This is a genomic window from Paenibacillus sp. FSL H3-0329, assembly GCF_037963285.1.
GTDB lineage: Bacteria > Bacillota > Bacilli > Paenibacillales > Paenibacillaceae > Paenibacillus_AQ > Paenibacillus_AQ odorifer.
Genome location: NZ_CP150150.1, coordinates 958,837 through 972,059 on the forward strand (window position 1 = coordinate 958,837; position 13,223 = coordinate 972,059).

Here is a 13,223-nt window from a genome sequence, read left to right on the forward strand (position 1 = left end):
TGTAATTCAAAAATAAAATGAATTGACAGCGCATACATTTTGGGAGTATGCTTCTCACACAGAGAGTTTTACAGAAACACTGGAAACGTTTCTACAACGCTCGATACACTTTTTTATGAAGGTTGGGCAAACTGTTTTTATTCTGGCTGCTGGACAAGAAAGGAAGGTAATTTATGCATGTGACTGAATGCATCTTTCAAATTGGAGGTGGGCACTTTGGCGAGACTGAAGCTTGTGGGTGGAAACATTGTTCGGGAAGTCATTAAGAACAAAGTTCTTTTTCTAATGTTGCTGCCTGTAATCGTATATTTCGTTATCTTTCACTATGCTGTAATGCCTGGAGCTTACGTCGCATTTGTAGATTACAAGCTCAATAAGGGGATTTTTGGAAGTAACTTTATCGGCCTTAAGAACTTTGAGTTTCTGGTTCAAAATGGGGATCTATGGAATATTACCAAAAATACGCTGCTCTATAATATCGTCTTTCTAGCTCTAGGTAATATCATTCAAATAGTATTTGCCATTATGTTGTCTGAGATCTCAGGCAAGTGGTTCAAAAAAATATCACAATCCGTTATCCTGTTACCGAATTTCATCTCCATGGTTATCGTCGGTGTGTTTGCCTACAATATATTCAATTTCAATTCCGGGTTTATCAATACGATGTTAACTGGAATGGGGCTAGACCGTTACGAGTTCTATTCCGATCCGGGCATCTGGAAATATATTATTGTGGCTTTCAAGATCTGGGCGGGTACCGGATATGGAATGATTGTTTATCTGGCAACGATCACAGGAATTAATCATGATCTGTACGAGGCTGCTTATATGGATGGAGCGACTACCTGGCAGCGAATCCGTTATATGACCTTGCCGATTCTGAAGCCAACCTTTATTCTGCTTCTACTGTTCGGTATGGGTGGAATTCTCAAGGGATCCTTTGACCTTTTCTATAATCTGATCGGTACGAACTCCGTACTGTATCCGCAGACAGATATCATCGATACCTATGTCTTCCGTTCACTGGTGGGACAATTCAACTTCTCTATGGGTGCCGCAGTGGGCTTCTACCAATCCTTATTCGGCCTGATTCTGGTGCTTGTGGTTAACTTTATTGTACGTAAGGTAGAACCGGACAGCGCTTTGTTCTAAGACTAGACACGAAACAGGGGTGATAAATATGGAAAATACGACCATCAAACAGGATTCCGGAAGCATTCTCATAAAAGCAGTCAGTTATATCTGTATCGCAATCTTTGCGCTATTCTGTTTATTCCCCTTCGCGTTGATGATCTCCTCATCGTTCATGAACGAGCAGGAAATTGTTCGTGAAGGTTATAAGCTGCTGCCGAAGGCATTTTCCTTTAAAGCTTACGAGATGCTATTCAACAACTCTACTCAGCTGGTGAATGCTTATCAGGTAACTATCTTCATTACCGTAGTGGGTACGGTACTCGGACTGTTTATGATGTCGATGGCCGGATTCGTGCTCAACCGTAAGGATTTCAAGTACCGCAACTTCTTTTCCTTCTTGATTTACTTTACAACACTATTCAGTGGCGGCTTGATTCCGACATACATCCTGATGGTGAAGCACCTGCATATGAAGGACAGCTTATTCGCTATGATTCTGCCAGGTGTAGTTGGCGCATGGTCCATCTTCCTGATGCGTAATTTCATGAAGGCGATTCCGGATTCCTTATATGAATCCGCTACCATTGACGGTGCTGGCGACTTTCGCATCTATTGGCGGATATTTATTCCGCTGGCGGTTCCATCCTTGGCTACCATCGGGCTTTTCTCAGCACTAGGCTTCTGGAATGAGTGGTATAACGGGATGTTGTATATTGACAGTCCGACGAAATATCCGCTCCAATACTTTTTGCAGCGAATGGTCAATCAGACGAACTTAGGAGCGCTAATCAACTCGGGAGCGGTCATCAATACTGCTGATCTTCCGACGCAATCCATCAAGATGGCTACAGCTGTGCTGGCCACTGGACCGATTATTCTCCTGTATCCATTTGTACAGCGTTATTTCGTAACAGGCCTCACCATCGGGGCTGTAAAGGGTTAATGGACGCAATCTTCTTTTCGAAGAGCGTTTATTATAAATGAAAGTTTCATAAATAGAAGAGAAAAGGGAGGCTTACCTAAATGAAAGGTAAAAAGATCGCGTCTTCTTTAATTGCTGTCCTCATGCTTACTGGAGCACTGACAGCCTGCACATCCAAGAACAACAATGAGCCGAGTAATGATCCGGCAGCCACGAAAGCTCCAGAGGCTTCAGCCAATGCAGGCGGAGTGGATACTTCCAAGGAAGCTAAGCTGGTGTACTACCTGTGGGGCAGCGAAGGAGTTAAAAATAAAGAAATCCTCGCTGAGATTAACAAGAAGCTCAAAGCTGATCTAAACGCTACGATTGAAGTGAAGTATATTGACTGGCCGGATATCGCTACTAAGTACCCGCTGCTATTTGCTTCAGGCGAAGAATTTGATATGTCGCATGCATCTCCCGGAGCTCCGGTGTCTTATTTCACATTGGCTAGTGAAGGTGCTCTAGTGGACCTTACAGAAATGCTGGATAAAGTTGCTCCTAAGCTGAAGGCGGAAATTCCGGAAAGTGTGTGGGAAAATACAAAATACAAAGGCAAAATTTATGGTGTACCAAGTCTTTATAGCGAATATACACCTGCCGGTTATGCCTACCGTTCTGACTTGCTGAAGAAATATGGAATGGACAAAATCACTTCCATTGATGATATGGTTAAATACATGGATAATGTGGTTGCTAATGAGTCCTTCCCGCCAATTAACGGCAAGGCAGAAGATGCGGCCAATATGTTCAGAATGCTCGTAGATACTACAGGGATGTGGCTTAACGCACCTGGTATATCCTTGAATGAGCTGAATCTTGTGACCAAAAGTCCAGAGGACTACAAGACCGTCTTCCATCCAGCCTTTACTCAGGAATTTGAAGATTGGGCTGTGAAGATGCGTGAATGGGCGGATAAAGGCTACTGGAGTAAAGATGTGCTGTCTGCAACCCTTGGCAGCAAGGATAACTTCAGAGCAGCCAACTCCGCAGGTTATTTGACTCATGCTCAGGACTGGATCGGCCAATACGGTGCGGATTTGAAAGCACAACCGGAATCAGATCCTTACTTCTTTACTTTTGCGGAAGCTAATAAGAAGATCAAACGTAAAATGGGCGTTGATAACTCGACTGTAATCAGCACGAACTCAGCTAATCCAGAGCGCGCTCTGATGGTGATCGAGAAGTTCATGACCGATGAAAGCTACTACAACCTCATCCAAAACGGTATTGAAGGCAAACAATATGTGATGGAAAATGGTGTTAAAAAGCAGCCTGCAGGCTTCAATGATAAAACGGACGGCGGAGGTTTCGCTGCTTGGTCACTTCGTAATGACAAATTCGTAGTTCCTACGGATACAGAAAACCCAATCCGTAACTCCTTATTCGCAGAATGGGATAAAGTGGCTATCGATGATCCTTACAATGGCTTCAGCTTTGATCCAACCAATGTTACAACTGAAATTGCTTCAATTTCCAACGTAAATTCACAGCTCGGTATTCAATTGATGCTTGGTAAAACAAGCAAAGATCCAAAAGCAGCTGTTGCAGAGTACCGCGATCAGCTGAAAAAAGCAGGAGTTGACAAGGTCATTGCCGAAGTAGAGAAGCAATTGGCTGCGTTTGTTCCTGTCAACTAAAGAAAGTTAAGGGGTGTAAGGGAGCTATAATTCGATATAGCTCCTTTACCCATAAATGGGGGAGTAAAGTGGATGTAAATATCAAGGATATCGCGCGGATTTCCGGTGTGGGCATCTCGACGGTCTCCAGGGTAATCAATAACAAGGGACCGGTGAGCAAGTCTACACGTGAGAAAGTGATGAGTGTGGTTAAGGAATACAATTATATTCCCAATTCCAACGCGCGGAATTTGAAAACTACACAATCTAAGAACATTGCACTTATGGTCAAGGGGATTACCAATCCTTTTTTCTCTAATATGATCAGAGAAATTGAACGGCAGGTCAATCTGCGGGGCTACCCGTTTCTTATCCAGCAAGTAGAGGATGGGACCGATGAAATCAATGCTGCTATTCAACTGGTGAAGGAGAAGAATCTGTGCGGGATTATCTTCATGGGTGGAACCTATGATCATTCTGAAGAGAAGTTCAAACAGCTGACGGTTCCGTTTGTGCTGACAACGATCACCTCAACGCAGGAGGTGAACCCGCTTATTTTTTCCAGCGTTATTATCAATGAAACGAAGGAAGCCTATAAGGCTACCAATTATTTGATCTCATTAGGTCATACGAATATCGGCTTTTTAGCCAAGTCTCCTTTATTGGATGAAACCACGGGCAACCGGCGGTATTTGGGCTACAAAAAAGCACTCGAAGAGCAGGGTCTGCCCTACGATTCGGGGCTGGTCGAGGATTGTGAATACAGTCCCAGCTCGGGATTTAATGCTGCGCGAAGACTGCTCAACAAGAACAAGGGAATTACAGCTATATTTGCCGCTTCCGACACGATTGCCATCGGTGCTGCCAAAGCGGTGCTTACCGCGGGGTTATCTATCCCTGATGACATTTCAATCATTGGCTTTGACGGGATCGAGATGGCTGAATATTATCATCCTTCTCTGGATACAATCAGCCAGCCGGGTACGGAAATGGCCTTATCCAGTGTAGGTGTTCTGTTCGACCTCATTTCCGGACGGTCAAACCATCAGCATATTGTCTATGATGCGGTATTGCTCAAGCGTGGTTCCTGCAAGATGATTAAACCTCGTTAAGATCACACTATAAACCTTTATTGGAGTGGAACCGAAATGCAAGATACACTGAGAATAGGTACGATTGTTCGTGGTGGAGAAGCCGTTAAGGTCATTCCACAAATTGTGGGGCATGGATTTGAATCATTTAATCTGAACTTTTGGCAGACCACCGGCGAAACCGATTTGATCGAAACGGCTGCACGACTGAGGGAGTTAGCTGCTGAGCATGATTTTGTCATCTCTTCTGTGGGCATCTATGGCAATCCGCTGGATGGCAGCGGCGACAATGCCGACACATTGGCCAGCTGGGAGCGGCTGATTGATCATGCACATTTATTTGGCACAGATATTATAGGCGGGTTCACCGGCCGATTGCCAGGTTTGTCCATTGACGAGTCCATCCCGAAGTTTACAGAGGTGTTCGGAGAACTGGCGAAGAGAGCGGCAGATCGCGGCCTGCGAATTGCTTTTGAGAATTGTGCTATGGGCGGAAACTGGCAGAGCGGAGAGTGGAACATCGCTCACAATCCTTCGGCCTGGGAGAAGATGTTCAATGCCGTTCCGGCAGATAATCTGGGATTGGAATGGGAGCCTTGCCACCAGATGATCGCATTAATTGATCCGCTTCCGCAGCTGCGCAAATGGATGGATAAAGTATTCCATGTGCATGGCAAGGATGCGACCATCGCTTGGGACATCGTCAAGGAATACGGTATTCATGGCCCCAAACCTTATGTATGGGATCGAACCCCTGGCTTCGGGGATACCAATTGGGTAGATGTAATCACCATCCTGCGCCAAGCGGGTTATAAAGGTACGATTGATATCGAAGGCTGGCATGATCCAGTGTATCGTGATGAGCTGGAAATGACCGGCCAGGTGCATGCACTGAATTACTTGAAATATTGCCGTGGTGGCAGCTTTGTGCCTAATCCGGTTTAAATGGTGCGATATGAAAACAACCCAAAAATGACCTCGAAATCCACAATGAAGTGGAGGATGAGGTCATTTTTTATAGTTAATCCTGAATCAGATATCCTTGTCCCAGCTGTATTTCTTTGAAACCTGCCAAATGGCGGGCTTGAAAGCGGACAGGGGAGCTGCCGCCAACCATAATGATATTTTGGATATCAGCGGCCCCTTCTGAAGGCAGGGAGAAGGCTTTGATATAGGCGTACTCTTCGGTAAGCGTCGTATAAATCGCGTTGATAAGCGGGTCATTTTCACCTTTTCCCATTAGATTCATGAGAATATATCCGCCTGTGTTTAGCTTCGAACGGGTAATACTGAAAAATTCACGGGAGACTAAATGCCTTGGTGTACCAGCGGCAGTAAATGCGTCCAAAATGATGTAATCATATACTTGCGGATTTTCACCTTCAAGGATCTGACGTCCGTCACCGATCACTACGTTATCTTGACTATATCCGAAGCAGCGGCGGCTTAATTCGACTACTTCGTTGTCTAGCTCGGCTACTTTAAATCTTTTCTCCGGAAAATGCCCGGCAATTGTTCCAATTCCATGCCCAATAAGAAAAACATCCTCAAAAGAGGGGAGGTTGAACTCCATGAAGTGAATGATGGCCCGCGGATATTCAAAGAGAATTCGTTGCGGGTCATTAAGATCCATCGCACCTTGAGTGGCATGATTCGAGAACTGCATAACGCGGAAGGAGCCTTTTTCACCATATAGTTCTGTTGTGTCGTAGACGGTTATTTCATGATTTTCGCTATTTCTTTGAAGCTCTGAATGCAAGTGATCAATCTCCTTATACAATAGAAATTCGTTTATATTCATTGGGTGTAACCCCGACAACACGTTTAAAAAGCTTGTTGAAATAGGCAGGGTCGCCATATCCAACCTCTGCCCCAATCTCGTGAACCTTTAGGTCCGGAGCATTCTTGAGCAGATGTTTGGCTTTGCGCAGCCGAATTTCGGTGATGTAGTCCGTCAGTGTAAGTCCAGTCTCTTGCTTGAACAGCTTGCTTAAATAGCTTGGGGTCAAAAAAACCATATTCGCCAAAGTGTTCAGATCCGCATGCTGATTATAGTTAGCGGATATCCAGCGTTTGATGGTTTCTATGGCTGTACCGGACATTTCCAGACGATGGGTTCTGATTTCGGTCAGAATATTTGTAAAGTGGGCGGTAAACATCTCCTCAATGTCGCTAAAGCTTAAGCTGGACGCGATTCTGTCATCCAACCTGAGGTCGGGAGCACTTTTATTGCGGGCCTCGAATTCTTGCAGTTCCTTTTGTGCGGTTTCTTCAATCCATCGACAGACACGGAGAATTTGGTCAGGGCCGGCTTGTTGCGCTTTCAACACTGAGAACAGGTCATGAACCCATTCTAAGATGCCTGTCACATTCAGAATCTGCAGGTTATGGATCAGCGGTTCTCTAATTGTATTAAAGTGATCCAGGATGTTTATCTCCGGCTGTTGAATATCCTGAATATTCGCGTAATGCACAGGCTCCGGATTATATATGCCCAGGTTGCACGCTTGTTTAGCATCTAGGTATGCCTGTCTAAGCTTGGAAACCTCATTATAACAACCGCTGGTACCTACATGTAGGATCTTTCCGTGCGCAGATATCCGCATAATGTCACCGATATCTTTTAAATCGTTGTCTGACAGCGGCTCAGCAGAATATACAATCCACACGTATAGTCCCTTTTGAGGCTCTAAGCTGTCAAAGCTCAACGCCTTCTCTTGCCGCAGACTGTCTGCACAGGAGCAGACGGTTTCTCTGGTGCTCCCTTTGAGGACAAAGACCGAGAAATAAGTCTGGGGCAAGGTAAGGCTGGATAATAGTAGAGGGGAAGAGGGCTCTTCGATATGTAAGAATGTCAATAAAAGCCCGGAACGGTGGCGTTCTTCCTTGTCGCGCGCGAGCTGCCGTTCTTTGTCTAGCCGATATAGCAGCTCGAACAGCTGCTCTTTATTGATTGGTTTTAATAAATAGTCTACAGCTGAGCTGCGGATGGCTTCTCGGGCATAATTAAATTCAACAAATCCACTCATTAGAATAGAATAGATCTGCGGATGGGTGGCTTTTAACTGCTTAATCAGCTCCAAACCATTGATTTGCGGCATACGAATATCTGTAATCACGACATCAAGTTGAAGTGTGGTTAACTCATCTAATAGATGTTTTCCGTCGGAGTAGGTGCCGATGACCAGAAATTCGGCGCTTTCTTTACTGATCATTCGAGCCAGTCCTTCGCGGATTAAGATCTCATCATCAACAATCGCAATACGCAGCAATCAGAGCAGCCCCTCTCCTAAATAAATTCATCTTCGCTATATTTAGCGTTAATATCCTCAATGCGCAGGGTAACACGAGTGCCGACTCCAAGCTCACTCTCTACAAGCAGTCCAAACGAGCTGCCGTAATGCAGGCGGATTCTCTCATTTACATTACGTAGTCCAATCCCGAACCTTTCATTGTCCGTTCCAGTTTGCAGACTATTGTTTAAGGAACGAAGATTAGCTTCATCCATACCGATCCCATCATCTTCTACACAGAAAACGGCATCTCCATGCTCGCTCCATGCGGTGATGCTCAAGGTGCCCAGTCCTACTTTTTGATCCAAGCCGTGAAAGACTGCATTTTCTACGATCGGTTGAAAGACAAGTTTAATAACAGGAAGATGAAGGAGTTCGTCCGGCACGTCAATGTTAAGTCTGAATTTGTCTGGGAATCGGATTTCCAGCAGCTGATAATAATTCCGTACATGATCCAGCTCTTGTCTAATTGTAACAGCCTCTTCGTTTCGGACAATGCTGTAACGCATTTGAAGTCCCAGTAAATAGGTTAGCTTCGCCACACGTGGATCATCATTGCTTTCTGCAAGCATGCGGATGGATTCCAGCGTGTTATAAATAAAATGGGGATTGATTTGGTTCTGAAGTGCCCGCATATCAGCCTTCTGCTTCCGTTTCTCCGTGATGGATACTTCTTGTAACAGATCTTTGACCCTTACGATCATCCGATTAAAATGACTGCCCAGCATCCCAATCTCATCATTATATTTGGAATGCTGCCAGACATCCAGATTACCATGCTGCACCCGTTTCATTAGGCGGACCAAGGATTTAAGGGGTTTGGTCAGGGCATGGGAAATTATAGTCGCAACAAAAAGCGCAAAGGCAATGATGATCAGTGTGGTCAAGATAAGCGTATTCCGATTCTTTTGTACAGGGGATAGGATACGTGTTAAAGGAATCGTAACCATGGTGGTCCAACCGGTCTGTTTCGAGACGGTATACACTGCAAGATAAGACTGGCCATTCAAGTCTATTTGAAAATGATCCTGCTGCTGATTTACTTGCTGCAGCAACAGCTTTGTATTCAGAGTTTGTGTATCGGCAGCCAGATTCGGAACCGCTGAATCTTCACTGGCATAGATCAGTTCTCCATTGTTATCTACAATGAACGTATTTCCTTGCGTAACTGCATTTACGGGATCGATAATACCCTTAAACAGATTGATGTCTACATCGAAAACGAGAATTCCTATATTCTGCAAAGTACTTACAGAGTTAATCGTACGCAGAACACTAAAGACCTCTTTATGGACATTCGAGTTGGTACGGATTGTATGTCTGCTCTGAATGACAGGCGCCGCTCCGGCATCTTCACTCATGGCTCTCCATTTAGCTAATCGTTCCTCTGGATACAGCTCATTAATTCCGGCGTCCTTATCATAAAAGACCGAACCGTACTGGTCTACCAAATACACGGCAATGATCTCTTCCTTAGTATGATTCAAATAGCTAAGGAACATCGCCATGCCCGTATTTTTTTCCCAGTCGGTATTTTGCTGTGTCAGGTAGACTTGCACATCGGTGTTATACAGCGGCAGGGCTGTATATCTCTTGAGGTCGGCAATATACCGGTCAATGGTATCTGAAGCATTCGATGTCATTTGACCCGCACCGTCAGTCGCATTCACAAGAACCGAGTTGAACATGGAGCGGGATGATAGATAACTTACATAAGTGATCGGCAGAGAGATCAGAAAAACAAAGATAACGATCAGCTTGCGCTCCATCGGTAGATTGGCAAGGAACAACCACATTTTGCGTAAAGTTAACCGGATGTATGATAGCATTTGCGTTGTTCCTTTCCTGTAATAAGCTACCTTATTTGACCGCTCCGCTGGTTACGCCTTCAAAGATGTAACGCTGCAGGAAGAAATATAAAATTACTGTTGGCAGCAGAATAAGCAGAATAGCTGCACAGATTAAATTCCATTCCCCCGAATTGACCCCTTGAAAACGCATCAGGATCGTCGTAACTACACCAAGGCTTTGTTTAGGCATATAGAGATAAGGGATGTACATGTCATTATAGATACTAATGGTTTTTAAAATAATCAAAGTAGCCGTTGCTGGCGTAAGTAAAGGGAAAATAATCGACCGATAGATTCTGAACAGAGAGGCACCTTCTACCATCGCACTTTCATCGAGATCCACGGGAATATTACGGATAAATTGCAGGTATAAAATGATTTGAATTACATCTGCTCCAATATAGAGCACGATCGGGGCGCCAAGCGTATTGTAAAGACCCATATTTTTGATGATACCAAAAGTCGCTACTTGTGTCGTGATACTAGGAATGATAGTGGCTACTAAATAAGCACCGAAAACAATGGGTTTCAATTTGAAAGAAAAGCGTCCTAATACAAATGCTACCATAGTCCCGAACAAAATGTTCAGAATTAAAGTGATAGCTATAATAATTAATACGTTGCCAAAGCCATTGAGTAGACCTCCACGCTGAAACACGGCAATGAAGTTATCGAAGTTTAAAAAGCTTTTTGGCAACGCGGTGGAGCTACTGCTGTTGAATTCTTCGGTCGATTTGAAGGCGTTAACGATGACCACATATGGAGGGAAGAGCACGACGAATACGCCGATAATTAGCGAAAAGTATTTAATGATATCTGTAAAACGAAACTTAGAGTGTGTCATAGCTACTTATCTCCTCCCCGGCTAAGAACAAGTTGTTGTATGAGCAGTACGATGACGACAAAGAAGAGTAGGATTATACTCATTGCAGATGCAAGGCCGTAGTTGTTAAATGCAAATGCGGTATCGACAACCCGTTGTACATAAGTTTGGCTGGCCCCTGCTGGACCACCTTTGGTCAACACGAAGGGGAGATCGAATACTTCCAGTGCCCCTGTAACGGTAAGAAATAAATTAAGCTGAATAACAGCCTTCATATTGGGCAAAGTGATTCTCCACAGCGTTTGAAAGGAGCCGGCACCATCGATCTTAGAAGCTTCATAAATGTCACGTGGAATGGCCTGCAAGGATGCGATATAAATGACCATGTTGTAGCCCATGAAACGCCAAAATCCTGTGGATGCAAGGGAGTAGTTGACTAGTCCTTCTGTTCCAAGCCAACTGGTCTGTCCGAGGCCGGTCAGGCCAATGCTATTCAGGAGCATATTCAATGAACCGTTAGTAGTGTCAAAGACATAACCGAACATAAAGGCTACAGCGACTCCGTTCATGATATAAGGAAGGAAAAGTAAGATGCGGAATGCATTTTTCCCTTTTAGTCTACTATTCAGCACAACCGCAAAATAAATAGCAACGATATTCTGGAGAATTCCCATTGCAAAATAAGCAAAGTTATGTGTGAAAACCTTGAAGATATCAGGATTGGAGAAGACCTCGCGGTAGTTATCTAGGCCAACCCAAGGTTTTTCGGGACTATAGCCATCCCAATTTGTAAAGCTGTAATAGATCAGTTTAAGTGCCGGATAATACGTGAATGTTGCAAGCAGCAACAATGGAATCGTGAGGAAGGATACAATGATTATAGTCTTCTGTTTGTTATAGGAAAGTGTTCCGAACATCGCTAGCCCTTCTTTCATAAAAGCGTGGTATGGAAAGGCAAAATGGATTATCCGTAAAGGCAATAATCCATTTTGCGCCGTTCTGTACTTCTAATCACAAGCTCAAATTAATAGCCGAGGTCCTTCTTGGCTTTAGCCCAAGCTTTATTCCACTTGTCTAATACAGTTTGTGGATCCTTGGCAAGCACGAATTCCTGTACTACAGCAGGAAGATCCAGTTGTGCCTTGTTACCGATCTCTGTAACCTTCGCATCGTCAACAGTTCCTTCTACCAGTTCTACTCCGGTAGCTTGGAATTCTTTCAGCTGAGTCAGATTGGATTCCTTGCCTTTTAATGGAGAGATAAAGCCAGCGAAATCCTCATAGCCCGAATCCTCAATCATCCATTTTACGAAGGCTTTAGCTGCCTCTAAATTTTTGCTGTTTTTGGCAACGGCATAGAAGAAGTCAGGGCTTAGGGTAGCAGATGGTTTACCCGAATTGTCATAAGGGAATGGGAAGAAGCCGACATTGTCTGAAGCAGCGCCTGCTCCGATGACTTGGTTAATAACCCAGTTGCCAAGATAATACATGGCGAACTTGCCGGAAGCGATGTCCTTTTTCGATTGTTCCCAGTTGGTGGAGTTGATGTCTTTTTCCAGATAACCTTTTTCGTTGAGCTCACTAAGCAGGCTAAAGGCTTTACCGTAACCGTTGTCCATAGTGAATGGTGTTTCAGAGTTCAGCTTAGCATTAGGAAAGTCGGGATTGCCTTCAATTAGGCGTGGTGTATCATAAGCCCAAGTACCAAGTGGCCATTTGTCTTTGAAGTTGGAGGACAGTGGAATGACACCTTTTGCTTTCAGCTTCTCGCAGGCAGCCAGGAATTCATCCCAAGTCTTAGGCGTTTCGGTGATGCCGGCATCGGTGAATGCTTTTTTGTTATAAACAATTCCGGAAGTAGAGTTCCCTGTAGTAATTCCGTACAGCTTACCATCAAAGGATTTGAAGTCTTTAAAGGTGATTTGGTCATTCAAACCGAGATCATCCAGTGAAGCAAAGTATTTCGGCAAGTCAGAGTTAGGGATGGAAGGAATAAACATAACATCTGGAAGCTCGCCGCTGGCCATTCTGACTTTAGCCTGTTGGTTATAGTCGGTTTGGGAAGCTTCGAACTCGACTTTAATGTTCGGGTATTTTTCATTAAAGCGCTTTACATATTCGTCATATTCTTTACCGATCATGTCTGTTCTGTTAGTTAGGAAGGTGATTTTGCCGCTGATATCAGCTCCTGCTGCAGGTTCTGCAGTTGCATTCGTGTCACCGCCGGTATTCTCTGTGTTAGTTGCTGCGGGCTTATCAGTTGCGGCAGCACCGTTATTCGTGGTGTTGTCATTATTCGAACCACAGCCAGCAAGCGTTGAAGATAAGACCATAATCATAACAAAGGATAACGAAAATAACTTATTTCTCATAGCTTAATCCCCTTTTCGTTTTTATTGTTAGCGTTTACATGAACATTATAGCTTTATCGAAGCCGTTAATAAATGTATTGT

At 44.2% G+C, this 13,223-nt stretch carries 11 protein-coding genes; 5 read left to right on the top strand and 6 right to left on the bottom strand.

Annotated features, from left to right (window positions below; all coding sequences use genetic code 11):
• Nucleotides 1-207 precede the first annotated feature (207 nt).
• The 5 genes from NSQ66_RS04185 (at nucleotide 208) to NSQ66_RS04205 (ending at nucleotide 5,750) form a co-directional block, all read left to right on the top strand.
• A complete protein-coding gene (locus NSQ66_RS04185) occupies nucleotides 208-1,152 on the top strand; it encodes an ABC transporter permease subunit (protein WP_305953532.1) in 945 nt (314 codons plus the stop codon).
• 28 nt (nucleotides 1,153-1,180) lie between these two features.
• Nucleotides 1,181-2,077, top strand: coding sequence for a carbohydrate ABC transporter permease (locus NSQ66_RS04190; protein ID WP_036686906.1), 897 nt, complete (start codon nucleotides 1,181-1,183; stop codon nucleotides 2,075-2,077).
• An 80-nt stretch (nucleotides 2,078-2,157) separates the two neighbouring features.
• Complete coding sequence (locus NSQ66_RS04195) at nucleotides 2,158-3,735, top strand: DUF3502 domain-containing protein (RefSeq protein ID WP_036686909.1); 1,578 nt, start codon at nucleotides 2,158-2,160, stop codon at nucleotides 3,733-3,735.
• 68 nt (nucleotides 3,736-3,803) lie between these two features.
• The gene (locus tag NSQ66_RS04200; protein ID WP_036686912.1) at nucleotides 3,804-4,826 is read left to right on the top strand and encodes a LacI family DNA-binding transcriptional regulator; all 1,023 of its coding nucleotides are present in this window, start codon (nucleotides 3,804-3,806) and stop codon (nucleotides 4,824-4,826) included.
• Nucleotides 4,827-4,862: 36 nt separating this feature from the next.
• On the top strand, nucleotides 4,863-5,750 hold the full coding sequence (locus tag NSQ66_RS04205; RefSeq protein WP_036686914.1) for a sugar phosphate isomerase/epimerase family protein: 888 nt from the start codon (nucleotides 4,863-4,865) through the stop codon (nucleotides 5,748-5,750).
• Between the two features lie 76 nt (nucleotides 5,751-5,826).
• Here NSQ66_RS04205 and NSQ66_RS04210 read toward each other — a convergent pair whose 3' ends face one another.
• From NSQ66_RS04210 to NSQ66_RS04235, 6 genes are all read right to left on the bottom strand, one after another.
• Nucleotides 5,827-6,606: a fused MFS/spermidine synthase gene (locus NSQ66_RS04210; RefSeq protein WP_051491484.1), complete on the bottom strand. Its 780-nt coding sequence runs from the start codon at nucleotides 6,604-6,606 to the stop codon at nucleotides 5,827-5,829.
• Nucleotides 6,578-8,077, bottom strand: a complete 1,500-nt coding sequence (locus NSQ66_RS04215; RefSeq protein ID WP_076142371.1) for a response regulator — start codon at nucleotides 8,075-8,077, stop codon at nucleotides 6,578-6,580. Before NSQ66_RS04215 ends, NSQ66_RS04210 begins: the two co-directional genes overlap by 29 nt.
• Before the next feature lie 17 nt (nucleotides 8,078-8,094).
• Nucleotides 8,095-9,927, bottom strand: coding sequence for a sensor histidine kinase (locus NSQ66_RS04220; RefSeq protein ID WP_076142372.1), 1,833 nt, complete (start codon nucleotides 9,925-9,927; stop codon nucleotides 8,095-8,097).
• A gap of 31 nt (nucleotides 9,928-9,958) precedes the next feature.
• Entirely contained in the window at nucleotides 9,959-10,792 is an 834-nt protein-coding gene (locus tag NSQ66_RS04225) for a carbohydrate ABC transporter permease (RefSeq protein WP_051491485.1), read from the bottom strand.
• 2 nt (nucleotides 10,793-10,794) lie between these two features.
• Nucleotides 10,795-11,688: a sugar ABC transporter permease gene (locus NSQ66_RS04230; RefSeq protein WP_036686923.1), complete on the bottom strand. Its 894-nt coding sequence runs from the start codon at nucleotides 11,686-11,688 to the stop codon at nucleotides 10,795-10,797.
• A gap of 107 nt (nucleotides 11,689-11,795) precedes the next feature.
• Nucleotides 11,796-13,142 carry an extracellular solute-binding protein gene (locus NSQ66_RS04235; RefSeq protein WP_038568815.1) on the bottom strand — a complete coding sequence of 449 codons (1,347 nt, stop codon included), beginning with the start codon at nucleotides 13,140-13,142 and terminating at the stop codon, nucleotides 11,796-11,798.
• Nucleotides 13,143-13,223 lie beyond the last annotated feature (81 nt).